General features: G+C 61.5%; 25 protein-coding genes and 1 pseudogene. 8 read left to right on the forward strand and 18 right to left on the reverse strand.

Annotated elements, in window-relative coordinates:
- Window positions 1-46: 46 nt before the first annotated feature.
- Together rnt and pyrC are read right to left on the reverse strand one after the other, a co-directional pair.
- A complete protein-coding gene (rnt, locus tag M5C71_RS25290; protein ID WP_103494165.1) occupies window positions 47-724 on the reverse strand; it encodes a ribonuclease T in 678 nt (225 codons plus the stop codon).
- The gene (pyrC, locus tag M5C71_RS25295) at window positions 721-1767 is read right to left on the reverse strand and encodes a dihydroorotase (protein WP_248768982.1); all 1047 of its coding nucleotides are present in this window, start codon (window positions 1765-1767) and stop codon (window positions 721-723) included. Before pyrC ends, rnt begins: the two co-directional genes overlap by 4 nt.
- Window positions 1768-1925: 158 nt before the next feature.
- Between pyrC and M5C71_RS25300 the strand changes: the two genes are divergently transcribed.
- Both M5C71_RS25300 and M5C71_RS25305 read left to right on the forward strand, forming a co-directional pair.
- Window positions 1926-2849, forward strand: a complete 924-nt coding sequence (locus tag M5C71_RS25300) for an OmpA family protein (protein WP_103494163.1) — start codon at window positions 1926-1928, stop codon at window positions 2847-2849.
- Window positions 2850-2978: 129 nt separating this feature from the next.
- A complete protein-coding gene (locus M5C71_RS25305) occupies window positions 2979-4196 on the forward strand; it encodes an argininosuccinate synthase (protein ID WP_100944481.1) in 1218 nt (405 codons plus the stop codon).
- Between the two features lie 63 nt (window positions 4197-4259).
- On the opposite strand, the gene M5C71_RS25310 is transcribed toward M5C71_RS25305, so the two are convergent.
- On the reverse strand, window positions 4260-4802 hold the full coding sequence (locus tag M5C71_RS25310) for a hypothetical protein (protein ID WP_103494162.1): 543 nt from the start codon (window positions 4800-4802) through the stop codon (window positions 4260-4262).
- A gap of 891 nt (window positions 4803-5693) precedes the next feature.
- On the opposite strand from M5C71_RS25310, the gene M5C71_RS25315 reads away from it, so the two are divergent.
- Window positions 5694-6320 carry a response regulator transcription factor gene (locus M5C71_RS25315; RefSeq protein WP_040070340.1) on the forward strand — a complete coding sequence of 209 codons (627 nt, stop codon included), beginning with the start codon at window positions 5694-5696 and terminating at the stop codon, window positions 6318-6320.
- Window positions 6321-6507: 187 nt separating this feature from the next.
- Here the strand turns inward: M5C71_RS25315 and M5C71_RS25320 are convergent, their stop codons facing one another.
- The 8 genes and pseudogenes from M5C71_RS25320 to metG all read right to left on the reverse strand — a co-directional run bounded on the left by M5C71_RS25320 (window position 6508) and on the right by metG (window position 13199).
- Window positions 6508-6687, reverse strand: a complete 180-nt coding sequence (locus tag M5C71_RS25320) for a hypothetical protein (RefSeq protein ID WP_100944479.1) — start codon at window positions 6685-6687, stop codon at window positions 6508-6510.
- A gap of 107 nt (window positions 6688-6794) precedes the next feature.
- Window positions 6795-7433, reverse strand: a complete 639-nt coding sequence (gene nth, locus M5C71_RS25325) for an endonuclease III (RefSeq protein ID WP_103494161.1) — start codon at window positions 7431-7433, stop codon at window positions 6795-6797.
- A complete protein-coding gene (locus M5C71_RS25330) occupies window positions 7430-8053 on the reverse strand; it encodes an Rnf-Nqr domain containing protein (RefSeq protein ID WP_103494160.1) in 624 nt (207 codons plus the stop codon). The genes nth and M5C71_RS25330 overlap by 4 nt, the downstream gene beginning before the upstream one ends.
- Window positions 8046-8645, reverse strand: coding sequence for an RnfABCDGE type electron transport complex subunit G (locus M5C71_RS25335; RefSeq protein WP_248768983.1), 600 nt, complete (start codon window positions 8643-8645; stop codon window positions 8046-8048). Before M5C71_RS25335 ends, M5C71_RS25330 begins: the two co-directional genes overlap by 8 nt.
- Window positions 8642-9634: an RnfABCDGE type electron transport complex subunit D gene (locus M5C71_RS25340; protein ID WP_248768984.1), complete on the reverse strand. Its 993-nt coding sequence runs from the start codon at window positions 9632-9634 to the stop codon at window positions 8642-8644. The genes M5C71_RS25335 and M5C71_RS25340 overlap by 4 nt, the downstream gene beginning before the upstream one ends.
- 19 nt (window positions 9635-9653) lie before the next feature.
- Window positions 9654-10451: pseudogene (gene rsxB, locus M5C71_RS25345) on the reverse strand (electron transport complex subunit RsxB); the annotation flags it as partial.
- On the reverse strand, window positions 10448-11035 hold the full coding sequence (locus M5C71_RS25350; protein WP_103494191.1) for an Rnf-Nqr domain containing protein: 588 nt from the start codon (window positions 11033-11035) through the stop codon (window positions 10448-10450). The gene M5C71_RS25350 and the pseudogene rsxB, both read right to left, overlap by 4 nt.
- 112 nt (window positions 11036-11147) lie before the next feature.
- A complete protein-coding gene (gene metG / locus M5C71_RS25355) occupies window positions 11148-13199 on the reverse strand; it encodes a methionine--tRNA ligase (RefSeq protein WP_103494156.1) in 2052 nt (683 codons plus the stop codon).
- A 142-nt stretch (window positions 13200-13341) separates the two neighbouring features.
- Between metG and apbC the strand changes: the two genes are divergently transcribed.
- A complete protein-coding gene (gene apbC, locus M5C71_RS25360) occupies window positions 13342-14436 on the forward strand; it encodes an iron-sulfur cluster carrier protein ApbC (RefSeq protein WP_177102760.1) in 1095 nt (364 codons plus the stop codon).
- Between the two features lie 185 nt (window positions 14437-14621).
- On the opposite strand, the gene M5C71_RS25365 is transcribed toward apbC, so the two are convergent.
- A complete protein-coding gene (locus M5C71_RS25365) occupies window positions 14622-14831 on the reverse strand; it encodes a cold-shock protein (protein WP_002554837.1) in 210 nt (69 codons plus the stop codon).
- Between the two features lie 374 nt (window positions 14832-15205).
- Between M5C71_RS25365 and dcd the strand changes: the two genes are divergently transcribed.
- The 3 genes from dcd (at window position 15206) to M5C71_RS25380 (ending at window position 17148) form a co-directional block, all read left to right on the forward strand.
- Window positions 15206-15772 (forward strand): dCTP deaminase, encoded by a 567-nt coding sequence (dcd, locus tag M5C71_RS25370; RefSeq protein ID WP_100944471.1) that lies wholly within the window; start codon window positions 15206-15208, stop codon window positions 15770-15772.
- A gap of 108 nt (window positions 15773-15880) precedes the next feature.
- Window positions 15881-16114, forward strand: coding sequence for a hypothetical protein (locus tag M5C71_RS25375; protein WP_103498263.1), 234 nt, complete (start codon window positions 15881-15883; stop codon window positions 16112-16114).
- A 188-nt stretch (window positions 16115-16302) separates the two neighbouring features.
- Window positions 16303-17148 carry a transporter substrate-binding domain-containing protein gene (locus M5C71_RS25380; RefSeq protein WP_103498264.1) on the forward strand — a complete coding sequence of 282 codons (846 nt, stop codon included), beginning with the start codon at window positions 16303-16305 and terminating at the stop codon, window positions 17146-17148.
- Between the two features lie 13 nt (window positions 17149-17161).
- Here the strand turns inward: M5C71_RS25380 and M5C71_RS25385 are convergent, their stop codons facing one another.
- The 6 genes from M5C71_RS25385 to M5C71_RS25410 all read right to left on the reverse strand — a co-directional run bounded on the left by M5C71_RS25385 (window position 17162) and on the right by M5C71_RS25410 (window position 24103).
- Complete coding sequence (locus M5C71_RS25385) at window positions 17162-17926, reverse strand: ATP-binding cassette domain-containing protein (protein WP_103498265.1); 765 nt, start codon at window positions 17924-17926, stop codon at window positions 17162-17164.
- A 7-nt stretch (window positions 17927-17933) separates the two neighbouring features.
- Window positions 17934-19052: a succinylglutamate desuccinylase/aspartoacylase family protein gene (locus M5C71_RS25390; protein WP_248768985.1), complete on the reverse strand. Its 1119-nt coding sequence runs from the start codon at window positions 19050-19052 to the stop codon at window positions 17934-17936.
- Between the two features lie 11 nt (window positions 19053-19063).
- Window positions 19064-19774, reverse strand: coding sequence for an ABC transporter permease (locus M5C71_RS25395; RefSeq protein ID WP_100944466.1), 711 nt, complete (start codon window positions 19772-19774; stop codon window positions 19064-19066).
- Complete coding sequence (locus M5C71_RS25400) at window positions 19771-20499, reverse strand: ABC transporter permease (RefSeq protein ID WP_103498267.1); 729 nt, start codon at window positions 20497-20499, stop codon at window positions 19771-19773. The genes M5C71_RS25395 and M5C71_RS25400 overlap by 4 nt, the downstream gene beginning before the upstream one ends.
- A 58-nt stretch (window positions 20500-20557) precedes the next feature.
- On the reverse strand, window positions 20558-21337 hold the full coding sequence (locus M5C71_RS25405) for a transporter substrate-binding domain-containing protein (RefSeq protein ID WP_103498268.1): 780 nt from the start codon (window positions 21335-21337) through the stop codon (window positions 20558-20560).
- A gap of 312 nt (window positions 21338-21649) precedes the next feature.
- Window positions 21650-24103, reverse strand: coding sequence for a penicillin acylase family protein (locus tag M5C71_RS25410; RefSeq protein WP_248768986.1), 2454 nt, complete (start codon window positions 24101-24103; stop codon window positions 21650-21652).
- Window positions 24104-24225: 122 nt separating this feature from the next.
- Between M5C71_RS25410 and M5C71_RS25415 the strand changes: the two genes are divergently transcribed.
- Window positions 24226-24786 (forward strand): cysteine hydrolase family protein, encoded by a 561-nt coding sequence (locus M5C71_RS25415; protein ID WP_103498270.1) that lies wholly within the window; start codon window positions 24226-24228, stop codon window positions 24784-24786.

Below are 24786 nucleotides of genomic sequence, written 5' to 3' on the forward strand. Positions count from 1 at the left end.
TTGATGACCGGTTTTTTTATGGGCGGTGATTGCTTCGTCGACCGGATCAGTCGTTGTAGTCTTCCCAGCCACCCATTTGTTTCCAGCGGTTGACGATGCCGCAGAACAGATCGGCGGTCTTCTCGGTGTCGTAGCGGGCCGAGTGGGCTTCGCGTCCGTCAAAGTCGATATCGGCCGCCTGGCAGGCCTTGGCCAATACGGTCTGACCGTAGGCGAGACCGGCGAGGGTGGCGGTGTCGAAGCTGGAGAACGGGTGGAACGGGTTGCGCTTCATGTCCAGCCGCGCCACGGCGGCGTTGAGGAAGCCCAGGTCGAAGCTGCTGTTGTGACCGACCAGGATCGCGCGTTTGCAACCGTTGGCCTTCAGGGCCTTGCGCACACCACGGAAAATGTCGGTCAGTGCGGCTTCTTCGCTGACCGCCATGCGCAGTGGGTGATCGAGCTTGATCCCGGTGAACTCCAGGGCAGCGGCTTCGATATTGGCGCCTTCGAACGGTTCGACGCGGAAGAAATAGGTGTGCTCCGGGAACACAAAGCCTTTTTCGTCCATGCCGATGGTGGTCGCGGCGATTTCCAGCAGGGCGTCGGTGGCGGCGTTGAAACCTCCGGTCTCGACATCGACGACAACCGGCAGGTAGCCACGAAAGCGTGCGGCCATCGGGTGCCGGGAACCGGTACCGCCGCCATTGCCTTCTTGTTCGTCGTCGAAATGCTCTTCACTCACAGCGTTTTCTCCAGCAGGCGCCAGCGCAGTTTTTCACCGGCGCGCAGCGGGATGACTGACAGCTCGCCGAATGGCAGGCTGGTCGGGGCGGTCCATTCTTCACGGACCAGGGTGATCTGTTCGGTGTTCGCCGGCAGGCCGTAGAAGCGCGGGCCATGCAGGCTGGCGAAACCTTCGAGTTTGTCCAGCGCATTGCGCTGTTCGAAGGCTTCGGCATACAACTCGATCGCGGCATAGGCGGTGTAGCAGCCGGCACAACCGCAGGCGGCTTCCTTGGCGTGCTGGGCATGGGGCGCCGAGTCGGTGCCGAGGAAAAACTTCGGATTGCCACTGGTCGCTGCCGTCAGCAGGGCTTCCTGGTGCGTGCCGCGCTTGAGGATCGGCAGGCAGTAGAAGTGCGGGCGGATACCGCCCACCAGCATGTGGTTGCGGTTGTACAGCAGGTGATGAGCGGTGATGGTCGCGCCGACGTTGGCCGGGGCCTCGCTGACAAACTGCACCGCATCCGCCGTGGTGATGTGTTCGAACACCACCCTCAGGCTCGGGAAACGCTCGACGACGCGGCGCATATGCTCGTCGATGAAGAGTTTCTCGCGGTCGAACACATCGACCTCGCCACGGGTGACTTCACCGTGGATCAACAGTGGCATACCGACTTCGGCCATGGCTTCCAGGACCGGGAAGATCGTGTCGATGCTGGTCACGCCGGAGTCCGAGTTGGTGGTCGCGCCGGCCGGGTAGAGCTTGGCGGCGTGGACGAAACCACTGGCCTTGGCGGCGCGGATGTCCTCGGGCTGGGTCCGGTCGGTGAGGTAGAGCACCATCAACGGTTCGAAGCGGCTGCCGGCCGGGCGCGCAGCGAGAATACGCTGGCGATAGGCGTCGGCTTCCGCGGCGTTGCGCACCGGTGGCAGCAGGTTTGGCATGATGATGGCGCGGCCGAAGGTGCGCGCAACATCCGCGACAGTGTGGGGTAACGCAGCACCATCGCGAAGATGAATATGCCAGTCGTCGGGACGCAGCAGGGTCAGGCGGTCGGACATTGGGGATTCCAGGCGGGTCGAACTGAAGGGAATGCTACCGGAAAAGACGGCCTCAGGCACTCGCTATCAAGTTTTGCCACGGGCAACCGATACCACAGAGGTAGGGCGTGGAATCGGCATGCCTGTCTTGACGATGTAGACATTCAGTGGAGCCTCCCGTGCGCCAGCGTTATTTAGCCTTGCTCAGTATGTTCGCCAGCCTGCCCGCCATGGCCATGACTTTCCAGACCCGTCTGGAGAGCATCGAGTGGAAGGTGGAAGGGGACAAGTTCGAGTGTCGGCTGAGCCAGCCGATCACCGACTTCGGTGCCGGTGAGTTCGTGCGCCGGGCCGGCGAGCAGGTGACCTTTCGCCTGAAATCCTACAACCACGTACTCGGTGGCGGTTCGGCGACCCTGCTGGCCGCTGCGGCACCGTGGCAGCCGGGGCGCGGCGACATCAACCTGGGCTCGGTGCAGATCGGCAGTGGCGATGTGCTGTTTAACAGCTCCCAGGGCCAGGCCGGGCGTCTGGTCAGTGGCCTGATGGAGGGCCGCAGCCCGTTGGTTCGTCACTACTCCAGAGACGGTGGCGTTTCGGAAATACGCCTGCTGCCGGTGAAGTTCAGCAAGGCCTACAGCGACTACCAGGAGTGCACCGCGAAACTGCTGCCGAAGAATTTCGAGCAAGTGAAACAGGCGCAGATCGGTTTTCCCGGCACCGGCGTCGACCTCGATGCCCAGGCCAAGGCCGAGTTGCAGGTGATGCTCGACTTCATCAAGGCCGACCCGACCGTCAACCATATCGAGCTCGACGGGCACTCCGACAATGCCGGCAATCGCCTGGCCAACCGTGACCTGTCACGCCGCCGGGCGCTGGCGGTGATGGACTTCTTCAAGGCCAATGGCATCCCCGAATCGGAGATTGTCATGCGCTTCCACGGCGAACGTTATCCGCTGGTGCCGAACAACAGTGCGGCCAACCGGGCGAAGAATCGCCGGGTCAATATCCATCTGGAGCGTGTCCCGGTCGCCGAGAAGTCCGCGCCGGCTCCTGCTCCCGCGCCTGTCGCCAATGCGGCGAGTGCCGCGAAGACCTCCTGAAGCGGCTGTTTTCGTCGCCGCCTCGACATTATCTGTCGCTTTGCCGTCCTAAGCTGTCGCGCCTCTGTAAATCCACCGGTTTGAGCGTTAGAATCGACGCCTTTCCGTACAACCCCGTGGAGTGATGGCATGGCCGACGTAAACAAGGTCGTTCTGGCGTATTCCGGCGGCCTGGACACTTCGGTGATCCTCAAGTGGCTGCAGGATACTTATAACTGTGAAGTGGTGACCTTCACCGCTGACCTGGGTCAGGGCGAAGAGGTCGAACCTGCACGTGCCAAGGCGCAAGCCATGGGCGTGAAAGAGATCTACATCGACGACCTGCGCGAAGAGTTCGTGCGCGATTTCGTGTTCCCGATGTTTCGTGCCAATACCGTCTACGAAGGCGAGTACCTGCTGGGTACTTCCATTGCGCGTCCGCTGATCGCCAAGCGCCTGATCGAAATCGCCAACGAAACCGGCGCCGACGCCATTTCCCACGGCGCTACCGGCAAGGGCAACGACCAGGTCCGTTTCGAACTGGGTGCCTACGCCCTCAAGCCCGGCGTGAAAGTCATTGCTCCGTGGCGTGAATGGGACCTGCTGTCCCGTGAAAAGCTGATGGATTACGCTGAAAAGCACAACATCCCGATCGAGCGTCACGGCAAGAAAAAATCCCCGTACTCGATGGATGCCAACCTGCTGCACATTTCCTATGAAGGTGGCGTGCTGGAAGACACCTGGACCGAGCACGAAGAAGACATGTGGCGTTGGACCGTCTCCCCGGAGAACGCGCCTGACAAGCCGCAGTACCTGGAACTGACCTACCGCAACGGCGATATCGTCGCGCTGGACGGCGTCGAAATGACCCCGGCCACCGTGCTGGCGACCCTGAACCGTATCGGTGGCGAACACGGTATCGGTCGTCTGGACATCGTCGAGAACCGTTATGTGGGCATGAAGTCCCGCGGCTGCTACGAAACCCCGGGCGGCACCATCATGCTGCGCGCGCACCGGGCGATCGAGTCGATCACCCTGGACCGCGAAGTCGCTCACCTGAAAGACGAGCTGATGCCCAAGTACGCCAGCCTGATCTACACCGGCTACTGGTGGAGCCCTGAGCGTCTGATGCTGCAGCAGATGATCGATGCTTCCCAGGCCCACGTGAACGGTGTGGTTCGCCTGAAGCTGTACAAGGGCAACGTCATCGTCACCGGCCGCAAGTCCGACGAGTCGCTGTTCGATGCCAACATCGCCACCTTCGAAGAAGACGGCGGCGCCTACAACCAGGCCGACGCGGCCGGCTTCATCAAGCTCAATGCGCTGCGCATGCGCATTGCGGCGAACAAAGGCCGTCGCTTGTTCTGATCGGTTGTTGCCCTGAAAAGCCCCGGCCACTGGCCGGGGCTTTTTTTTGCCGTCGGGACGGTATTATTCATCCCGATTGTCGTTGCGGTGATTGAGTTCGAAGCGGTAGTTTTTCCCGAGTTCGCAGACCTGGCGCACGGTCAGGTCGAGTTTTTGTGCGATTTCGATGGCGGTGTAACCGAGCGCGCAATAGTGCATGGCATGTCCGGCTATCGCATCCTGGGCGAACTCCGCGGTGGCGGAGTGCGACGCCCGGCATTTTCGAGTGAGGTGCAGCGAGCGGCTCTGGACGATCTTCAGACCGTTCTCCCGGGCCATGCGCTTTATCTCGTTCTTGTTCATCTTGAGCGAGTACTGCAGGGCGCAGATGCCCGCTCCTTTGGTAATCAGCTCGCGCAGCAGTTCGGTTTTGCGGGCTCTTTCCTGTTCCTCTTCCTCCGATGTGGGGGCGTGATCACCAGTGTCCGGCGGTGCTTGCTCGCAGACCGGGCCCTGCACGCGATCAATGGTGCCGCCGCGTTTGAGGAAGTCGTCTATGGCCAGATCCAGGTCAAGATCCAGAGGTTTGTGTGGGCTGAGATGCTTTTTGAAGGTGTGGTCGTTCATTATATATGGCCTGCTCGTCCGAGTCGTAGGATAGACCTTTGCTAATGTCATTCGATGTTAGGAATTGAATAAACGATTGGGTGGTGTTCGAAGGTCTTGAAGTGAGTCAGCAAGTATCGAGTTTGCAGCCCGCCAGGAAAGGATCAAGTCAGAGGGGGTTGCTTTCGGGCGATGCTTGTAGAATTGAAGGTAAGCGTTCTTGGCGGGGTGTAGTCCATTTCCTGTTCTTTTTATCGGTTGTGGATTGGCGTTTTTAAAGTGTGAGGTTTTACGGCTGTTAATGCTGAGGGCCGGGCGATATGGAGGTTGAACGACTCGGGGCAGATTGTGTAGGGGCGCGCGAAGAGCGCATGCAAGTTGTCAAACGTTTCTGATGACTGAATCTTAGAATAAACATCTTTTTGATAATGCGGTCTTTACTTATGTGTATGCCGGAGCGTTTTATGGCCACTTCCCGAGCCTGGCCCCGTGTGGCCCATGGGCACGGGTGTCACCTGTCCAGGCAACGAGCGCGGGGGCGCGGCCAGGGCAGGGCTTGCCACACAGGAATGCATTATTTCTTGTTGCAGAAATCCATTAGACACACCATCGCCTTGCGTTCTAATGTTTGAAACCGGCAAAACGAAGCAAGAGGATGTCGTTCTGCTGGGGCCATAATGAAACTCTTCCGGGGAGGGGTGTTTATCATGGACTGTATGGCGCCCGGACGACTGGTTGTCCTCTGAGGCGTTGCACTTTTTATGATGGTGCTTTTTTTGTAGGGCAAATCTCTGTTGTTTGTAGGGAATGTCTTTGGCTGGTACTGCCCGGTGGAGGCGCTATGCCCAGGAGGGTATGACTAGGCTATTGTGCTGACTCTGAAAATTCGAACAGCGAAAATTGGACTTGCCCATGAATAAAGTGCTGATCGTGGATGATCATCCCGTCATTCGTCTTGCTGTACGTATGCTGATGGAACGTCATGGCTACGAAGTCATTGCGGAGACGGATAACGGTGTAGATGCTTTACAGCTGGCGCGGGAACATGCGCCGGACATTGTTATACTCGATATCGGGATCCCCAAACTGGACGGGCTGGAAGTCATTGCCCGTTTAACGTCTATGGGACTTTCTTTCAAAGTTCTGGTGTTGACCTCGCAGGCCCCGGGGCATTTCTCCATGCGTTGCATGCAGGCCGGCGCCGCGGGTTATGTGTGCAAACAGCAGGACCTGACTGAAATGCTCAGTGCCATCAAGGCGGTGCTATCCGGCTACAGCTATTTCCCCAACCAGGCCTTGCACACGGTGCGCTCCAGCCTGGGGAATGCCAGCGAGGCCGATATGGTCAACCGGCTTTCCGGCCGTGAAATGATGGTGTTGCAGCAATTGGCGAGAGGGAAGAGCAACAAGGAAATTGCCGATGGCATGTTCTTGAGCAACAAGACCGTCAGTACCTACAAAACGCGTTTATTGCTCAAGCTCAATGCCCGCTCGCTGGTTGACCTGATCGAGCTGGCACAGCGCAACGGCCTGGTTTAACGGCTGGCATTTGGCAGAGGACGCTTGGAGAAGGGGGAAGGCAGCAGGGACGACAAGGAGAGCCCCTGGTATTTAGCCGGCAGGAGAGGGCCGCCGGTGCGGCATCGATGATGCTCCGTGTGAACAACGACACCTCTATAAACCGAAAAGCCTCCGCAAAGGAGGCTTTTGAGTGGGCGCATGTTAATTACAAGTCGAAATCATAATCTGCCAATTGCCTTTTCAGGCGGCGCTCTTCCAGCAGGTTATCGATGGTGCGGCGCTTGCTGAGGTTGGTTTTGGCGACTTCCACCACGGGTTCGCTGTCCTCGGTTTCGGCAGCGATGAAGTCGTCTTCTACGTCCAATTGCTCTTTGTCGGTGCTCATAAACATAACTCCGGGCTAAGACTGCCGTTGGCGCCCCTTATATCGATAAATGCCCGTCTGGTAAAAAAGATTTTTTCAATCGCCTCATCAATAAAACCAATAGCGCCTCAATCGTCCGAGGTCTTGTCCTTGTAATCACACAGGTCTTCGATCCGGCAACTGCCACAACGCGGTTTGCGCGCCTGGCAGACGTAACGCCCGTGGAGGATCAACCAGTGGTGGGCGTCGAGCAGGTAAGGCTTGGGTACAAACTTCATCAATTGCTTCTCGACCGCCACCACATCTTTGCCTGGCGCCAGGCCGGTGCGATTGCTGACCCGGAAAATATGCGTGTCGACGGCCATGGTCAGCTGCCGGAACGCGGTGTTGAGCACCACATTGGCGGTCTTGCGGCCGACGCCGGGCAGGGCTTCCAGGGCCTCGCGGGTTTGCGGCACTTCGCCGCCGTGGTTTTCCACCAACAGACGGCAGGTCTCGATCACGTTCTTGGCCTTGCTGTTGAACAGGCCGATGGTCTTGATATACGCCGACAGCCCTTCGACCCCGAGGGCGTGGATGGCTTGTGGGGTGTTGGCCACGGGATAGAGCTTGGCGGTCGCCTTGTTCACGCTGACGTCGGTGGCCTGGGCGGAGAGAATCACCGCGATCAACAGTTCAAAGGGGCTCGAGTAAGCCAGCTCGGTCTTGGGATCGGGATTGTCTTCGTGGAATCTGCGAAAGATCTCCAGGCGTTTGGCGGCGTTCATGGGGCGGTGGATTCCTTTGAAATTGAGGTTGGGCCCGGCTTGGCTGGCTGGCGCTGGCTCCAGGCCTGCCTGGCGGCCAGCAGCAGGCCCAGAAGGATAAAGGCCCCCGGCGTCAGGCTGGCCAGGTGCAGCCCGTCCTGGGTGGTCCACAGGCGTGGCAGCTCGCTCGCGCTCGGGACCAGCCAGCGCATATGATCCAGCAAGGTGCCGTTACCCAGCAGTTCTCGTAGCGTTCCCATGAGCAGCAGGCCAACCCCGAGGCTGGCGAGCAGGGTGGCGCTGGTCGTCAGGTGACGGCGCTCGAATGCTCCCAGGCGTTCCAATAGCAGGCATTGCAGGCTGATCAGGGCCGGGTAGATGCCCAGGGCCTGGTGCAGTTCCCAGGCCCAGGCCTGAAGGCCGAGCGACAGGCAACTGACCAGGGTGGCGGCGAGCAGGATGCTGCCCAGCGCGGCCAGCCCCGGGTGAATCCAGGGCTTGAGAGCCCGGCTCAACAAGCCATAGGCGCTGATCGTGATCAGGCTCAGGAGCCCGATCGAGAACGCCTTGAGCAGCGAGTCGCTGGCACCGAGCAACGGCGTCAGGACCAACGTTCCCTGGAACATCGCGGGTCTATTCATGAGCAGCTGTTCCCATGAGTGGCGCCAGGTGTTCATCGAAGTAGCGCAGGGCATCATGAATGGCGTCGACGGCGGCGCGGGAGGTGATTGTTGCGCCGGCAATCTGGTCGAATTGCCCGCCATCTTTTTTCAGTTTCCAGTCGTTATCGGGGGTATCCGCACTGGATTTGCCCAACCACTGTCGCCACCAGAGATTACCCGGGTCAGCGATTTTTGCTCCCAGCCCGGGTGTTTCCGAGTGCGACAAGGTCTTGACCCCGAGCAACCTGCCGTTGGCGCCAATCCCGATCATCAGTTCCAGCGGGCCACCGTAACCCTGGGTCCGACTTTGCAGGACAACCGCTGCCGGTTGTCCATCCTTGAGCATCAGGACGGCGCTGATCAGCAGGCTGTGGGGTTGCTGCGGCGCCTCCAGCAACAGTGGGCGGTTCTGGTATTGCCCTGGCGGCAAGACATCGAGCAGCCTGCGGTTTTCAATCGCCTCGCGTTGCTCCTGGACCCGCGGCCACGCGTGTTGCCGTGCCTGCCAGGTCAGGCCGATCCCCAGCCCGGCGATGGCCAGCAGGATAAGTGCCGAGGCGGTTCTGTTCATGCTGTCGGCTCCTTCACAGGGCTGGCCGTCAGGCGTTCCAGGGACGGTACCGCGAGGTTCATCAGCAGCACGGCAAAGGCCACGCCATCGGGGTAGCTGCCCCAGGTGCGGATCACGTAGGTCAGCGTGCCGACGCCGATGCCGAACAGCAGGCGTGCCCTGGGGCTTTTGGCGCCGGAGACCGGCTCGGTGACGATGAAAAATGCACCGAGCATGGTCGCGCCAGTCAGTAGGTGAAACAGCGGCGAGCCGTGGGAATCCGAGCCGGAACCATTCCAGAACAGCAGGCTGAGGATAAACAGGCTGCCCAGCATCCCCGCCGGCGCATGCCAACTGAAGACTTTTTGCCTGAGCAGAAAGGCGCCGCCGGCAAGAAAGGCCAGATTGAGCCATTCGCTGCCCTTGCCGCCAAAATGCCCGAACGCGGGGTTGCCGGCAAAGAGCTCGTCCATGGTCAGGCTTTTGTTGATACGCAGGGTATCGAGTGCGGTGGCCTGGACCCAGGCGTCCGGCTGCCCGTCGAGATGCACGCCGAAGACCGATTGCAGGCCGCCGAGCAGGTCCAGGCCATGGTTGATCGACCAATGGGTCATGGTGCCGGGAAAGCTGACGAGGACCAGGGCATAACCGAGCATGGCCGGATTGAATGGATTTTTCCCCACCCCGCCATACAGGTGTTTGCCCAACAGCAAGGCGCTGGCCGCCGCGGTGATGGTCAACCACCAGGGGCAATAGGGCGGCAGGGCGATGGCCAGCAGGACGGCGCTGACCAGGGCGCTGCCGTCCATCAACGCGGGGCGTACCGGACGGCGACGCAAACCGAGGGCCAGCGCTTCGGCTGCCAGCGCTGTGGTACCGGCCAGCAGCAGGTTGATCAGGATGGCCCAACCCGTGAGCCAGAGCAGCACCGCGATTCCAGGCAAGGTGGCGAGCAACACCCATTGCATGGCCTGGCGGGTGCGTTCGTCTGGCGTTTCAAGGGGCCGCATGGGCTTTCTCGGCGTCGCGCAGGGCCTGTTCCGCCGCCTCGAATTGCTCTTGCAGCAGCACCAGTTGCGCGGCCTGTTCGGCAATGGGCGGGTGGCCGAAAGCTTTCAGCGATTTGTTCAACTGCGCCCGGCTCATGGCCAGAGTGATCTTGGCTTTTTTCAGGGCCGCGTCGGCGGCCTCGGCTTTCTGCGCCTTGATCCGCGCAATGGCGTCCTGCACCGGGTTGGTCGCAACGGGCTCGGGTTGCGCCGCACGCTGCGTACGGGCCAGGCGTTCGGCCTGCTTGCGCTGTTCTTCGGCGTGCAGCCGGGCGTTACGGTTTTCGAAGCGCCGCCGGGCGCGATTGCGTTTTTCCGTGCGCGCCTGTCGTTCTTCGGTGCTGTTGGCCAGGCCGCCGACCACCGGCACGACCTGGGCGATGGGCAGCGGATGCATTTCGATGCAATCCACCGGGCAGGGCGCCACGCACAGGTCGCAGCCGGTGCACTCGTCGACGATCACGCTGTGCATCCACTTGGCCGCGCCGACAATGGCATCCACCGGGCAGGCCTGGATGCACTTGGTGCAACCGATGCACTCGGCCTCGCGGATAAACGCGACCTGGGCCGGGGCGCTGCCGCGTTCCGGATCCAGCAGCAGGACCGGCACGTGCAGCAGTTCGGCCAGGGCGGCAATGGTTTCGCCACCGCCCGGCGGGCATTTGTTGATCGCTTCGCCCTGGGCGATGCCTTCGGCGTAGGGCTTGCAGCCCGGGTGCCCGCATTTACCGCATTGGGTCTGCGGCAGCAGGGCATCGATACGTTGAATCAGGCTCATGGTTTGACCAATGCAGTTAAACCGAGGAAAGCCACGCCCATCAAACCGGCGCCGATCAGCTCGATCGGCAGGCCGCGAAAGGGTAATGGAACCTCCTCGTGGAAAGTACGTTGGCGCAGGTCGTTGAACAGGTTCAGGACCAGCCAGAAACCCAGTCCGGCACCCAGGCTGGTGAGGAGCGCCTGGGCCAGTCCCTGGTCATTGGCGGCGTTGAGCAGGCTCAAGCCGAGGATGCCGGCATTGCCCAGCAGCAGCGTTGTGAGTCCGGCAAACGGCAGGCGTGGCAGGCAGCGCGCAAGCAGGGTCAGGACCGGGCCGATCAGCAATACGCTGGTGGGCAGGAAGACGAACAGCTTGAAGGCCTCCAGGCCCTGGGGCAGCAGCACATAGTGGTAGAGGCTGTGGCTGATCAGCGTTGTGATCAGCATCAGGGTGCTGGTGGCAATTCCCAGCGCGTGGAGTGCCAGGCGTTCGCCGGCGGCGTCTGGCCTGGCCTGCAGCAGTGGATCGACGCCCAGGGGCCAGTGCAACACGAAATTGTTGAGCAGGGCTGCACTGACGAGGGGAAAAACAAAATCGATCATGATCATGCCGGATTAGCGAACAACACTGATTATCCGGCAAGGAGGGACTGCGTACCAGTTTTGCGACATCGCGGGCCATGAATGCACATGGCCCGCGAGCAGGGGCGGACGGTTACTTGATCCGCTGGCCTGGCTTGGCGCCGGTGTCCGGGCTCAGCAGGTAGATTTCTTCACCGCCGGGGCCGGCCGCCATCACCATGCCTTCGGAGATGCCGAAGCGCATTTTCCGTGGCTTGAGGTTGGCGATCATCATGGTCAGGCGACCTTCCAGTTCGGCCGGGTTCGGGTAGGCGCTCTTGATCCCGGAAAACACGTTGCGTTGCTCATCACCGATATCCAGGGTCAGGCGCAGCAGCTTGTCCGCGCCCTCGACGGCTTCGGCCTTGAGAATCAGCGCGACGCGCAGGTCGACGGCGGCAAAGGCGTCGAAGTCGATTTCCGCCGACAGCGGGTCCTTGGCCAGCTCGCCGTTGCCTTGCGGGGCGGCGCTACCGGTGTCGGTCTGGCTGGCGGTGAGGTCTTCCTTCGAGGCGTCGGTCATGGCTTGTACTTTTACCGGGTCGATACGGGTCATCAAGGGCTTGAACTCGTTCAACTGATGGTTGGCGAGCAAGGTGGCGTGATCGTTCCAGGTCAGCGGCGCGACATTCAGGAAGGCCTCGGCATCGGCGGCCAGCAGCGGCAGCACCGGCTTGAGGAAGATGATCAACTGGCGGAACAGGTTGATGCCCACGGCACAGACGGCCTGGACTTCATCCTGCTTGCCTTCCTGCTTGGCCAGGGACCAGGGTGCCTTGTCGGCGATCCAGGCGTTGGCGCGGTCGGCCAGACCCATGATTTCGCGCATGGCCCGGGCGAAATCCCGTGCCTCGTAGGCCTCGGCGATGCTCGGGGTGGCGGCGAGGAAGGCGTCGGTCAGTTCCGGCGCGGCGTTGCCGGCCACCAGCACACCGGCATTGCCCTTGTGGATAAACCCGGCGCAACGGCTGGCGATGTTGACTACCTTGCCCACCAGGTCCGAGTTGACCTTCTGCACGAAGTCTTCCAGGTTCAGGTCGAGGTCGTCGACGCCTTTGCCCAGCTTGGCCGCGTAGTAGTAACGCAGGTATTCCGGTGACAGGTGGTCCAGGTAGGTACGGGCCTTGATAAAGGTGCCGCGGGACTTGGACATTTTCTGGCCGTTGACGGTCAGGTAGCCGTGCACGTTGATCCCGGTCGGCTTGCGGTAGCCCGCGCCTTCGAGCATCGCCGGCCAGAACAGGGCGTGGAAGTTGACGATGTCCTTGCCGATGAAGTGGTACAGCTCGGTGGTGGAGTCCTTGCCCCAGAACGCGTCGAAGTCCAGTTCCGGACGCCGTGCGCAGAGGTTCTTGAAGCTGGCCATGTAGCCGATCGGCGCGTCCAGCCAGACGTAGAAATACTTGCCAGGCTCATCCGGGATCTCGAAGCCGAAATACGGCGCATCGCGGGAGATGTCCCACTGTTGCAGGCCGGCATCCAGCCATTCGGCGATCTTGTTCGCCACGGCGTCCTGCAAGGTGCCGCTGCGGGTCCAGGTTTGCAGCATGGCCTGGAAGTCCGGCAGCTTGAAGAAGAAGTGCTGGGAATCCTTGAGCACCGGCGTCGCCCCGGAAATCGCCGATTTCGGGTCTTTCAGGTCGGTCGGTGCATAGGTGGCGCCGCATTTCTCGCAGTTGTCGCCGTACTGGTCTTCGGTGCCGCATTTCGGGCAGGTGCCCTTGATGAAGCGGTCGGCCAGGAACATCTGCTTTTCCGGGTCGAAATACTGGGTGATCGAACGCGTGGCGATATGCCCGGCGTCGCGCAGGCGCAGGTAGATCTGAGTGGACAGTTCGCGGTTTTCCTCGGCGTGGGTCGAATGGAAATTATCGAACTCCACGAGGAAGTCGGCGAAGTCGCCGCTGTGCTCGACCTGGACGTTGGCGATCAACTGTTCCGGGGTGATGCCTTCCTTCTCGGCGCGCAACATGATGGCCGAGCCGTGGGCGTCGTCAGCGCAGACGTAGATGCATTGATTGCCGCGGTGCTTCTGGAAGCGCACCCACATGTCCGTCTGGACATACTCGACCATGTGGCCAAGGTGAATGGAACCATTGGCATAGGGCAGGGCGCTGGTGACGAGGATCTGGCGTGGCTCGGACATGGGGCTCGGCTACTTGAAGTGAAACGGAGATCGGCCACTATAAAGCCCCGGCGCACATAATTCACCCCTTGTGGAATGTCTCTGCGCTTCAGAACGGTTAGGATAGCTGCCTGTTTTACTCAGTCTTTTTCGGGAGTTGCCCATGAGCGCAGTCAATCGCGCAGCGGTGGAGGCCGTCCTCCGCCAGTACACCGACCCTTATCTGAACCAGGACCCGGTCAGCGCCGGCTGCGTGCGGGCCATCGATATCCAGGGTGATCGCGTAACGGTCCGGCTGGAGCTGGGTTATGCCGCCGGCCTGTTCAAGAGTGGCTGGGCGCAGATGCTGCAGATGGCCGTCGAAGGCCTGGACGGCGTGGCTTCGGCCAAGGTCGAGATCGATTGCGTGATCGCCGCGCACAAGGCCCAGGCGCAGATCCCGGGCCTGGCCAACGTGAAGAACGTGGTGGCAGTGGCCTCCGGCAAGGGCGGGGTGGGCAAGTCGACCACGGCGGCCAACCTGGCGCTGGCGCTGGCTCGCGAAGGGGCTCGGGTGGGGATTCTCGACGCCGATATCTACGGGCCGAGCCAGGGCATCATGTTCGGCGTCGCCGAAGGCACACGGCCGAAGATCAAGGACCAGAAATGGTTCGTGCCCATCGAGTCCCATGGCGTGGAAGTGATGTCCATGGCTTTCCTAACCGACGACAACACGCCGATGGTCTGGCGCGGTCCGATGGTGTCCGGGGCTTTGTTGCAATTGGTGACCCAGACCGACTGGGGCAACCTGGACTACCTGGTGATCGATATGCCGCCCGGGACTGGCGATATCCAGCTGACCCTGGCGCAGAAGGTTCCGGTGGCCGGCGCGGTGATCGTCACCACTCCCCAGGACCTGGCCTTGCTGGATGCGCGCAAGGGCGTGGAGATGTTCCGCAAAGTGAATATCCCGGTGCTGGGTGTCGTGGAGAACATGGCGGTACACATTTGTTCGAACTGCGGTCATGCCGAGCACCTGTTCGGCGAGGGCGGCGGTGAGAAGCTGGCGAGCCAATATGGTGTCGAGCTGCTGGCTTCGTTGCCGTTGTCGATGCTGATCCGTGAGCAGGCCGATGGTGGCAAGCCGACGGTGATCGCCGAGCCGGACAGCCAGATCGCCATGGTCTATCAGGAGCTGGCACGGCACGTGGGCGCGCGGATCGTGTTGCAGGAAGCGGCCAGCCAGGCGATGCCGAATATCACCATCAGCGACGATTGATGCCGTTGCGCCTCAATCGAGGCGCAGCGCGGTCCCTGTAGGAGCCAGCAAGCCGGCTCCTACAGGATTTGTGTCGTACGCTGGGTTGGCGTAGGTCCCGATACCTGGCGCAAGCTGGCAAAAACACCCGGGCACAAAAAAGCCCCGCTTTTGAGGGCGGGGCTTTTTTACTGGATCAGTACAAGTTAGATAACTTGAACTTCTTCAGCTTGCATGCCTTTCTGACCGCGGGTAGCGATGAAAGAAACCTGTTGGCCTTCTTTCAGGCTTTTGAAGCCGTCGGATTGGATTGCTTTGAAGTGTACGAACAGGTCGTCACCGGATTGTGGAGTGATGAAGCCGAAGCCTTTTTCATCGTTGAACCACTTAACGGTACCGGTTTGGCGATTAGACATTTGATGTCTCCTTGGACAAAGTTAACTGCGACTCAGGAAAAGCCCTGGCCGAGACTGAGTGCAAAGAGCAGGAAAAATTCTTGGAGATGGTTGGATCGAAATTCAACATCGTGTAGAGATTCTCAGTGACACAAGCAGCACAGTGGCGCCACCATACCCCACTTTCCGAGACGTGCCAATGGTCTTCAACAAGGTTTCGCCTATTTCGTGACTGACGGCGGCCGGCCAGGGGGACAACCCCGCTCAAATAGCCGATTTGTCAGGCAGGGGGACAGCGTCATCGCGAGAAGCGGCGTCGGCGCTTTAACCCGGCGGCGCACCCCGGTAAGATGCCGGACAGAATTTCTCCACCTCGCTATATCAGGACACCCGCCATGAGCATCAAATCGGACAAGTGGATTCGCCGCATGGCGCAAGAACACGGCATGATCGAGCCTTTCGTCGAGCGCCAGGTGCGTGGCGAAGCCGACAACCGGGTGATTTCCTTCGGTGTCTCGAGCTATGGCTACGATGTGCGCTGCGCCGACGAATTCAAGGTGTTCACCAACATCAATTCGGCGACCGTCGATCCGAAAAACTTCGACGCGGGCAGCTTCGTCGATGTGAAGAGCGACGTCTGCATCATTCCGCCCAACTCCTTCGCCCTGGCCCGCACCGTCGAATACTTCCGTATTCCGCGCAATGTGCTGACCATCTGCCTGGGCAAGAGCACCTACGCCCGTTGCGGGATCATCGTCAACGTCACGCCGCTGGAACCGGAATGGGAAGGCCACGTGACCCTGGAGTTCTCCAACACCACCACGCTGCCGGCGAAGATCTACGCCAACGAAGGCGTGGCGCAGATGTTGTTCCTGGAGTCCGACGAAGAATGCGAAGTGTCCTATAAGGACCGTGGCGGCAAGTATCAGGGCCAGCGTGGCGTGACCCTGCCGCGGACCTGACGAAGGGCGCGTCGAAACAGGGAATTCCTCGGCGCGGGTGCACTCTACTGGGTGCACTGTCCCGGTTTGTGCAAGACAGGCCGGGCTTCCACGCTCAGGAGTACCCCCATGAAGAACGATCCAAGTATCAGCGCTCAACTGGCGAAACTTGAACCCAATCAAGTGGGTCTGTTGGCCTGGTCGTTGCTGGCGCATCCCCAGGGCATGACCAGTGGCATCCCGGGTATCCCGGGGCAGCCTGATCCGGATACGCCGCAACCCTCCGAGCCCACCACGCCCACCCAGCCGCCCGACAACGGCGAGCCGCTGATTCCCGACAATACGCCGTCTCCCGACGCCTGAGCCCTGTTTTGGCCTTTCGACGGGCTTCGATCGAGCGCGACTCCTGTAGGCGCATGGCTTGCCAGCGACTTTTTTGGCGGCCTCAAGGGCCATTTCGTGGGTAAGCCATGCTCCTGCAGGACGGTGTCGACTCTCGATCATCTATACGATACAAAGCTGTGGCCAAGACCCAGAAAAAAAGGCCACCCATGACGTTTGCCATTCCCGCGTATTTTTCCCGCTGCCTGTTCGCCGGGTTGTTACTGACCGGCACTGCCATTGCCGCGCCACAGCCGCTGACCAGTAGCGCTGTTTCCCAACAGGAAGCCACCAGCAGCCGACTTGACCGTATCGTTCAGCAGGGCGTATTGCGCGTTGGCACCACCGGTGACTACAAACCGTTCAGCTACAAGAATGCGGATGGTTTTATCGGCCTGGATATCGAGCTGGCCGAAGGGCTGGCGGCATCCCTGGGGGTCAAGCTGGAACTGGTGCCGACCACCTGGCCGACGCTGATGGGCGATCTGCTGGCCGACAGGTTCGACCTGGCGATCAGCGGAATCTCGGTGAACATGGAGCGCCAGAAGCTGGCGTTTTTCTCACAGCCTTACCAGCGTGACGGCAAGACGCCGATCACCCTCTGCTCCCGGCAGCAGGACTTCCAGACCCTGGCCCAGATCGACCGGCCGAATGTCCGGGCTATCGTCAATCCCGGCGGGACCAACGAGAAGTTCGCCCGTGCCAACCTCAAGCAGGCGCAGATCCTCGTGCATCCGGACAATGTGACGATTTTCCAGCAGATCGTCGACGGCAAGGCCGACCTGATGATGACCGACGCGGTGGAGACCCGGGTGCAGCAGAAACTGCACCCCGAGCTGTGCGCGGTGCATCCGGACCAACCTTTCGATTTTTCCGAGAAGGCCGTGTTGCTGCCCCGTGACATCGTGCTCAAGCAGTATGTCGACCAGTGGCTGCACCAGGATATGGAAAGCGGCCGCTTCGCCAAGCGCCTGGAGACGTGGCTGGCCTATCCATGGCCGGCGGCGCACGGCTGAAGAGCCGTTTTGATTACTTCAGATTGCCACTGAGGAACTGCCGCAGCCGCTCGCTCTGCGGATTGCCCAACACATCGTCCGGCGCGCCCTGTTCTTCCACCAACCCCTGGTGCAGGAACAGCACCTGGCTGGAAACCTTGCGGGCGAAGCTCATTTCGTGGGTCACCATGATCATGGTCCGGCCTTCCTCGGCCAGCCCCTGGATCACCTTGAGCACTTCACCCACCAGCTCCGGGTCCAGCGCCGAGGTCGGTTCGTCGAACAGCATCACTTCCGGCTCCATCGCCAGCGCCCGGGCAATTGCCACGCGCTGCTGCTGGCCGCCAGACAGGAATGCCGGGTACTGATCGGCAACCCGCGCCGGCAGGCCGACCTTGTCCAGGTAGCGACGGGCACGGTCCTCGGCGTCTTTCTTGCTCACCCCCAGCACCCGGCGCGGGGCCATGGTGATGTTTTCCAGCACGCTCATGTGGCTCCACAGGTTGAAGTGCTGGAACACCATGGCCAGGCGGGTGCGCAGGCGCTGCAACTCGGCGTCGTCGGCGACGCGCATGCCGTGCTTGTCGCTGACCATGCGGATCGCCTGGCCGTCGAGGCTCATGGCGCCGTCATTGGGCGTTTCGAGAAAGTTGATGCAGCGCAGGAAGGTACTCTTGCCCGAGCCGCTGGCGCCGATCAGGCTGATCACGTCGCCGGTCTTGGCCTTGAGCGAGACGCCCTTGAGCACCTGGTGTTCGCCATAGCTCTTGTGCAGGCCTTCAATGGTCAGTTTGTACATGGGCACCTCAAGGAGAAAGTAGATAGCCGCTGCGATAGGCTTCGCGGCCGGCGACATGGGCAATCACCATGCCGGCCGTGGCCATGCGGCGTAGCGAGCGGGCATAGAGCAGGCCCGCCGCGCTGCAATGAACAGGGGTGACGCGGTCGCTGAGCGGGTCGATGATCTCGGCGATCAACTCTCCGGCTTCCAGGTATTGCCCCGGCACGGCGCTGAACACCAGCAGCCCGCCCAGCGGCGTGCTCACCGGCTCGACACCGGCCAGCGGCGTTGCCGGGTGCGGCAGCTCCGGCAAGGGCGCGGGCTCGTCGGCGATGGCGCCGAAGTGCGTCAGGTAGTCGAGGATCGCCTGGCAGTCGAGACGTGCCTGGGGATGATTCACATCGCCCTGGCCGCGCAGTTCCACGGTCACCGAAAAACTGCCCTGGGGAATCGCGAACCGGTCGCCGAAGCGCTGGCGCAGGTCCCACCAGAGCAGGGTGAAGCATTCGTCGAACGACTGGCCGCCGGAATCGGTCGCCAGCAGGCTGGCTTGCGAGCCGATATAACGGGCCAGCGGTTCAACCTGCGGCCAGGCTTCGGGCGTGGTGTACAGATGGGCCACGGCTTCGAAGTCGCAGTGCAGGTCCAGGACCATGTCCGCGTCGCAGGCCAGTCGTTGCAACGCCAGGCGCTGGGATTGCAACTGGGTCGCCGGCACCTCCGCCGCCAGGGCGGTCTTGAGGTGGCTGCGGATCAGTTGCAGGTTGTGCGCCGGATCGTCGCTGAGTTGCTCTTCGATCTGGTTGCCGATCTCGTCACTCAGATCGACGAACCAGCGATTGAAGTTCTGCCCGCTTTCCAGCTCATAGCGCCCCAGCGGCACGTCCATCAGCACCTGTTCCAGGCCGATCGGATTGGCCACCGGCACCAGCACGATTTCGCTGCGCAGGGCGCCGGCCTGTTCCAGCTCGGCCAGGCGTTGCTTGAGGTGCCAGGCCACCAGCATGCCGGGCAGTTCGTCGGCGTGCAGGGACGACTGGATGTAGATCTTGCCCGCGGACCGCGACGGACCGAAATGAAAGCTGTGGATCTGCCGGGTCGTGCCCGGCAGGGGAGCCAGCAGCTCGTGAGTCAGATGACGCATGCTCTGGAGTCCTAGTGTGCCGGGCCGAGAAAGGCCAGCCAACGGCGCTCGGCCAGACGGAACAGACCGACCAGGGTAAAGGTGATCGTCAGGTAGATGATCGCGGCGATACCGAACGACTGGAAAGTCATGTAGGTCGCCGAGTTGGCGTCCCGGGCGATTTTCAGGATGTCCGGGATGGTCGCGGTGAACGCCACGGTGGTGGAGTGCAGCATCAGGATCACTTCGTTGCTGTAGTAGGGCAACGAGCGGCGCAGGGCCGAGGGCATGATCACATAGGCGTAGAGCTTCCAGCCGCTCAGGCCATAGGCCTTGGCCGCCTCGACTTCACCGTGGTTCATGCTGCGGATCGCCCCGGCAAAGATCTCCGTGGTGTAGGCGCAGGTGTTCAGGGCGAAGGCCAGGATGGTGCAGTTCATCGCATCGCGGAAGAACGAGTTCAGTAGCGGCTGTTCGCGGACCGCTTCCAGGCTGTAGATCCCGGTGTAGCAGATCAGCAGTTGGATATACAGCGGCGTGCCACGGAACAGGTAGGTGTAGAACTCCACCGGCCAGCGGATGCGACGCTTGGGCGAGACCCGGGCGATGGACAGCGGGATCGACACCAGGAAACCGAAGAAGATCGAGGCGCTGAGCAGCCATAGGGTCATGGCCAGGCCGGTGATGTGCTGGCCGTCGCTGTAGAGGAACGGCCGCCAGTATTGCTGCAGGAGTTCGATCATCGCACGGCCTCCCGGGCGCCCGCGGCGTAGCGGCGTTCCAGCCAGCGCAGGACATAGTTCGAAGCACTGGTAATGAGCAGGTAGATCAAGGCGGCGAGTACCAGGAAGTAGAACAGTTGATAAGTGCTCTTGCCGGCGTCCTGGGCAGCCTTGACCAGGTCGGCCAGGCCGATGATCGAGACCAGCGCGGTGGCCTTGAGGATCACCATCCAGTTGTTGCCGATCCCCGGCAGGGCAAAGCGCATCATTTGCGGAAAGGTCACGAAGCGGAACCGCTGGGCCCGGGTCAGGCCATAGGCGGTGGCGGCTTCAAGCTGTCCGCGTGGCACGGCGAGAATCGCACCACGGAAGGTTTCGGTGAAATAGGCACCGTAGATAAAGCCCAGGGTGATGACCCCGGCGGCAAACGGGTCAATCTCGATGTAGTCCCAGTCCATGGCATCGGTCAGGGTCGAGAGCCAGGTTTGCAGGCTGTAGAAAATCAGCAGCATCAGCACCAGGTCGGGCACCCCGCGAATCAGCGTGGTGTAGAGCTGGGCCGGAATGCGCAACAGGCTGAAGCTGGATAATTTGGCACTGGCGCCGAGCAGGCCCAGTAGCACGCTGACCAGCAGCGAGAGGATGGAGAGCTGGACGGTCATCCAGGTGCCTTGCAGCAGGATCGGGCCAAAGCCCTTCAGGCTGAAGGCCGAAAGCCCCAGAATTTGCAGGAGGTTGTCGAACATGAAAAATCAGACCTTTGGCAGTCGAAAAGGCGCCCCTCGGGCGAGGGGCGCCAAGGGATCACTTCCCGCTGTACAGGTTCAGCTCACCAAAGTTCTTCTTCTGGATTTCCGCGTACTTGCCATCTTTGTGCAGTGCTGCAATACCCTTGTCCAACAGGGCTTTCAGCTCTTTGTTGCCTTTTTTGATACCCACTGCGGTTTTAGCCGGCAGCAGCGGATCGTCGATCGGCTTGCTGACTTCGTAGCCGGCGCCCGCTGGCGACTTCAGGAAGCCCAGCTCGGCTTGCAGCATATCCTGCACCGAAGCGTCGAGACGGCCGGAGGTCAGGTCAGCGTACACCTGGTCCTGGTTGGCGTAGGCCTTGGTGGTTACACCAGCCTTGTCCAGTACGGCCTTGGCGTAGGCTTCCTGGATGGTGCCTTGCTCGTAGCCCACGGTTTTGCCCTTGAGGGACTCAGGCGTGGAGAAGTTCGCACCCTTTTTGAACACCAGGGAGGTTGGGCCGGAGAACAGCTCGTTGGAGAAGTCGATGGCCTTCTCGCGGGCTTCGGTCACGGTCATCGACGAAATCACACCGTCGAATTTGTTGGCATTCAGGCCCGGGATCATGCCGTCGAAGTCACTTTCGACCCATTTGCACTTGACCTTCAGCTCGGCACAGATGGCGTTGCCCAGATCAATGTCGAAGCCGACCAGGCTGCCGTCTGCGGCCTTGGATTCGAATGGCGCGTAGGAAGGATCGACGCCGAAGCGCAGTTCCTTGTATTCCTTGGCCATAGCGGAGCCGGCGGCCATGCAGAGAGCCAGTGCAGAAAGGGTCAGCAATGCTTTTTTCATTATTTATTCCCTAAAAACCAATATGAGCGCTTGTGGCGCACTGAGTACTGTTACTGGAACGCGTATGACCTGATAAAAGTAGCAATTTCCGAACCAGAGTCACGAACAAGTGTTTTAAAAGGCAGGAATATGGCTCCGAGCCAGCTAATCATGCCCGAAATTGGGCGGCTGAAATAAATTGCACAATATTGGTGCGTTCGCGAGTGAGAAAAGAGTGCAGTTACGCGGCGGGAAGGGTGACATCCGTAACTTTAGGAACCGACTTGCCAGCGATGAGGCCATCGCTGGCAGGCCGGACCCGGCCGTGGAGTGTTACTTGCCGGGCGTCAGGGTCAGGCGCGTGGTGCCGTAGGCCTTGTCGAAGTTCTGCTGCTGCATCGGGAAGCTGACGTACTGGGCCTTCAGCCAGCCATCGATACCGCTGGCATAGCTCGGACTGGCCGGGTTGCCGGACTGTCCGGGGCTCTGTTGGCCGCTCATCGGTTCGATCTGGCCGAAGTCGACGATCATGCGCACCCCCGGCACCTGGGTGACGTCGAAGCTTGCGCCGCCCCAGGCATAGGCCGAGGTGTTCAGCGTGGTGTGGTCGCCGCCGGCCTGGATCGGTCCGCGAATCACCTGGCCGGCGCCGTTCTTCCAGCTATAACGGTGCAGCGTGCCCCATTGCCAGGCCTTGTGATCGCTGCCCAGCAGGCTGTCACCGGCGCTGATCGCCGCCGCCAGGCTACGGGCCAGGATCGCCGGCTTGTCTTCTTTCTGTGGCGTGCGGCTGTCATCCCAGAACGGGCTGTCTTCGCGGCCCAGCAGGTGATCGGCCTGGGCCGAGTAGGACAGCTTGCCGTTGGCGACAAAGGCCTGCCACACCGGACCGTTTTCCGGGCCGAGTTTGTCGAGGAAGATCTGCTTCATGCTTTCCTGCAGGAACAGTTCGTACAGCGCGGCGTCGGCCGAGGTCGCGCTGAGCCTGCCGTCGAACGCCATCAACCGGCTGAGGGCTTCGCGTGCCTTGCCGCGTTCGGCTTCCGGCAGGGCGTCGATGGCCTGCTTGAGCGGCAAGGCCATGCCTGGCGCTTCGAACATCTTCTTCAGCTTGTTGGCGAACGTGGTGCTCTGGTCGTATTGCATGGCGATGGTGCTGCGGCTGTCCTGCTTGCCGGCCGCGGCCAGTTCAGCCAGGCGTTCGCCGCGTTCCGGGTAGTACCAGGCGTTGGACAGTTGCATGCCGTAGCCGCGCGCCGCCGTGCGCTGGTTGGCGGTGCCCAGCCAGCCCTGGCCCGGGTCCTGGTCATAAGGGTGGAGCATCGCGTCGGCGTAGCCGTCCCAGTCGAAGCGGCCGTCCCAGCCCGGCGACGGCAACAGGCCTTCGCCTTCGCGGCGGTTGGGGAAGCGCCCGGTGACCTGCCAGCCGATATGACTGGCGTCGGCAAAGACCATGTTCAGCGCGATGGCGCGGATTTCCCGGCTGGCATCCGAGGCTTTCTCGGCGCTCTGGGCACGGGACAGGTCGAAGAACGCATCCAGGCTCTTGTCGTCCTTGAACGAGGCGCTCTGCAGGGCCAGGCCGTAGCCGCCGGTCAAGGCGCTGTTGTCCAGTGCACTGTTGAGCAGCGGGCCGTGGCGGGTTTCGAACACCGTCTCGCGGATCGAGCGCTGGCCCTTGATGAAGTAGGTTTCGTTGCGCACGATGGCTGGCAGCCACTTGCCGTCGGCTTCGTAATAGAGCGCATTGCCCTGGCGCTTGAGTTTTTCCAGGAACAGGTCCTGGTTGTCCCCCGGGACGGCGGCCATGCTCCAGGCCACCTTGCCGTTGAAACCGGACAGCAGCATCGGCAGGCCGGCGATCGAGGTCCCGGCGGCCCGGTACTTCGGCGCGTAAATTTGTACGTAGTTCCAGGCGGCGGGGGCGCTGGTCGGCTGTTGCAGGTCGGCGGCCAGCAGGCTCTTGCCGCTGCGGGCGCGTTGCGGGCCGATGGCCCAGTTGGTCGAGGTGCCGGAGCCGAGGATATTCAACGCGGCGACTTGCTCGGCGGCCTTGTTCAGCGCGCCGAGGCCCGAGACCTGGCTCAGGGCGATGCCCTTGAGTTTCTCGGCTTCGGCCAGGGGCAGCGGTTCGTCCGTGGCGGCCGGGGTCAACCAGGCGAGCTTGTCGACGCCGACTTTCTGCGCCAGGACCAGGCTGGCAATCTCTTGCTGCAGGTTGGCCGACAGGTTGAAGTTGAGCAGGCAGAAGATCAGCGCCGAATCTTCCGGCTTCCAGTATTCCGGCTGGTAGCCGCTGCTGGCCAGGTCCGGCGGCAGCTTGTCGCGGTAGCGGAACAGGTAGGCGTTGACGCCGCGCGCATAGACTTCGAAGAAGCGCTTGAGCCGTGGCGACGAGGCGTTGTACAACTCGCCGGCGCTTTTCTTCAGGTTGACGGCGCGCATGAATCGGTCGCTGTCGAGGGCGTCCGGGCCGTTGATTTCGGCGAGCCGGCCCTGGGCGAGCAGGCGCAGGGTGACCATCTGGGTGATGCGGTCGCTGGCGTGGACATAACCGAGGGTGAACAGCGCATCGTGAAAGCTGTTGCTTTCGATCAGCGGCATGCCGAGGCTGTTGCGGCGTACCGAGACGTTCTGTGCCAGGCCCTTGATCGGCTGTACGCCGGAGGTCGGTGGCAGGCTGTCCTGGGAGTTCCAGGTCTGGCAACCAGTCAGGCCGAGCAGGCCCGCCATGGCGGCGGCAACGCCACATTGCTTGAGAGAGAAGGAAAAGGCTGGCGAGGCCATGGCAAAGCTCCTGCGGGGGGTAGCGTCAGTAAAGGCGCTACGTTAGTGAGCAGGAGGAAGGCGCGCAAGACAGCGGGCGGGCTTATTTCGAATTTTGAGCGATAAATCGGAAGGGAAAAGGCATGAACAGGGATATCCAGGTAAACGCGGCGTTGATCCTGATCGACCAGCAGCAAGGCATTCTTCATCCGCGGCTGGGACCACGCAACAATCCCGAGGCCGAGGCGCGCATGCTTGAGCTGTTGCAACAGTGGCGTGAAACCGCGCGTCCGATTGTGCATGTCCAGCATCTGTCGCATTCGCCGGAGTCGGTGTTCTGGCCCGGACAGTCGGGAGTCGAGTTCCAGCAGCGCTTTGCGCCGGGGGAGGGCGAACGGCTGGTGCGCAAGCGGGTGCCGGATGCGTTTTGCGCGACCGGGTTGGAGGCTTGGCTGCGCGAGAGCGGTATCGAGCAGTTGGTGATTGTCGGCGTAGCGACCCATAACTCCGTGGAGGCGACCGCGCGGACGGCCGGCAACCTCGGGTTTGAGACCTGGGTGGTGGAGGATGCGTGCTACACCTTCGACAAAACCGACTATTTTGGTACGCCCCACACTGCCCAGGAGGTCCATGCCATGTCCCTGGGCAATCTGCACGGCGAGTATGCGACGGTGGTGTCCAGCCGTTTGGTGCTTGGGGTGTGA

The organism is Pseudomonas sp. MWU12-2345 (assembly GCF_023242385.1).
Lineage (GTDB): Bacteria > Pseudomonadota > Gammaproteobacteria > Pseudomonadales > Pseudomonadaceae > Aquipseudomonas > Aquipseudomonas gingeri_D.

What these genes read in the sequence shown, in the direction of transcription:
- pyrC (WP_248768982.1), bottom strand. Translation starts at nt 1,767, where the DNA reads ATGTCCGACCGCCTGACCCTGCTGCGTCCCGACGACTGGCATATTCAT.
- M5C71_RS25305 (WP_100944481.1), top strand. Translation starts at nt 2,979, where the DNA reads ATGGCCGACGTAAACAAGGTCGTTCTGGCGTATTCCGGCGGCCTGGAC.
- M5C71_RS25310 (WP_103494162.1), bottom strand. Translation starts at nt 4,802, where the DNA reads ATGAACGACCACACCTTCAAAAAGCATCTCAGCCCACACAAACCTCTG.
- M5C71_RS25315 (WP_040070340.1), top strand. Translation starts at nt 5,694, where the DNA reads ATGAATAAAGTGCTGATCGTGGATGATCATCCCGTCATTCGTCTTGCT.
- M5C71_RS25320 (WP_100944479.1), bottom strand. Translation starts at nt 6,687, where the DNA reads ATGAGCACCGACAAAGAGCAATTGGACGTAGAAGACGACTTCATCGCT.
- nth (WP_103494161.1), bottom strand. Translation starts at nt 7,433, where the DNA reads ATGAACGCCGCCAAACGCCTGGAGATCTTTCGCAGATTCCACGAAGAC.
- M5C71_RS25330 (WP_103494160.1), bottom strand. Translation starts at nt 8,053, where the DNA reads ATGAATAGACCCGCGATGTTCCAGGGAACGTTGGTCCTGACGCCGTTG.
- M5C71_RS25335 (WP_248768983.1), bottom strand. Translation starts at nt 8,645, where the DNA reads ATGAACAGAACCGCCTCGGCACTTATCCTGCTGGCCATCGCCGGGCTG.
- M5C71_RS25340 (WP_248768984.1), bottom strand. Translation starts at nt 9,634, where the DNA reads ATGCGGCCCCTTGAAACGCCAGACGAACGCACCCGCCAGGCCATGCAA.
- M5C71_RS25350 (WP_103494191.1), bottom strand. Translation starts at nt 11,035, where the DNA reads ATGATCGATTTTGTTTTTCCCCTCGTCAGTGCAGCCCTGCTCAACAAT.
- metG (WP_103494156.1), bottom strand. Translation starts at nt 13,199, where the DNA reads ATGTCCGAGCCACGCCAGATCCTCGTCACCAGCGCCCTGCCCTATGCC.
- apbC (WP_177102760.1), top strand. Translation starts at nt 13,342, where the DNA reads ATGAGCGCAGTCAATCGCGCAGCGGTGGAGGCCGTCCTCCGCCAGTAC.
- M5C71_RS25365 (WP_002554837.1), bottom strand. Translation starts at nt 14,831, where the DNA reads ATGTCTAATCGCCAAACCGGTACCGTTAAGTGGTTCAACGATGAAAAA.
- dcd (WP_100944471.1), top strand. Translation starts at nt 15,206, where the DNA reads ATGAGCATCAAATCGGACAAGTGGATTCGCCGCATGGCGCAAGAACAC.
- M5C71_RS25375 (WP_103498263.1), top strand. Translation starts at nt 15,881, where the DNA reads ATGAAGAACGATCCAAGTATCAGCGCTCAACTGGCGAAACTTGAACCC.
- M5C71_RS25380 (WP_103498264.1), top strand. Translation starts at nt 16,303, where the DNA reads ATGACGTTTGCCATTCCCGCGTATTTTTCCCGCTGCCTGTTCGCCGGG.
- M5C71_RS25385 (WP_103498265.1), bottom strand. Translation starts at nt 17,926, where the DNA reads ATGTACAAACTGACCATTGAAGGCCTGCACAAGAGCTATGGCGAACAC.
- M5C71_RS25390 (WP_248768985.1), bottom strand. Translation starts at nt 19,052, where the DNA reads ATGCGTCATCTGACTCACGAGCTGCTGGCTCCCCTGCCGGGCACGACC.
- M5C71_RS25395 (WP_100944466.1), bottom strand. Translation starts at nt 19,774, where the DNA reads ATGATCGAACTCCTGCAGCAATACTGGCGGCCGTTCCTCTACAGCGAC.
- M5C71_RS25400 (WP_103498267.1), bottom strand. Translation starts at nt 20,499, where the DNA reads ATGTTCGACAACCTCCTGCAAATTCTGGGGCTTTCGGCCTTCAGCCTG.
- M5C71_RS25405 (WP_103498268.1), bottom strand. Translation starts at nt 21,337, where the DNA reads ATGAAAAAAGCATTGCTGACCCTTTCTGCACTGGCTCTCTGCATGGCC.
- M5C71_RS25410 (WP_248768986.1), bottom strand. Translation starts at nt 24,103, where the DNA reads ATGGCCTCGCCAGCCTTTTCCTTCTCTCTCAAGCAATGTGGCGTTGCC.
- M5C71_RS25415 (WP_103498270.1), top strand. Translation starts at nt 24,226, where the DNA reads ATGAACAGGGATATCCAGGTAAACGCGGCGTTGATCCTGATCGACCAG.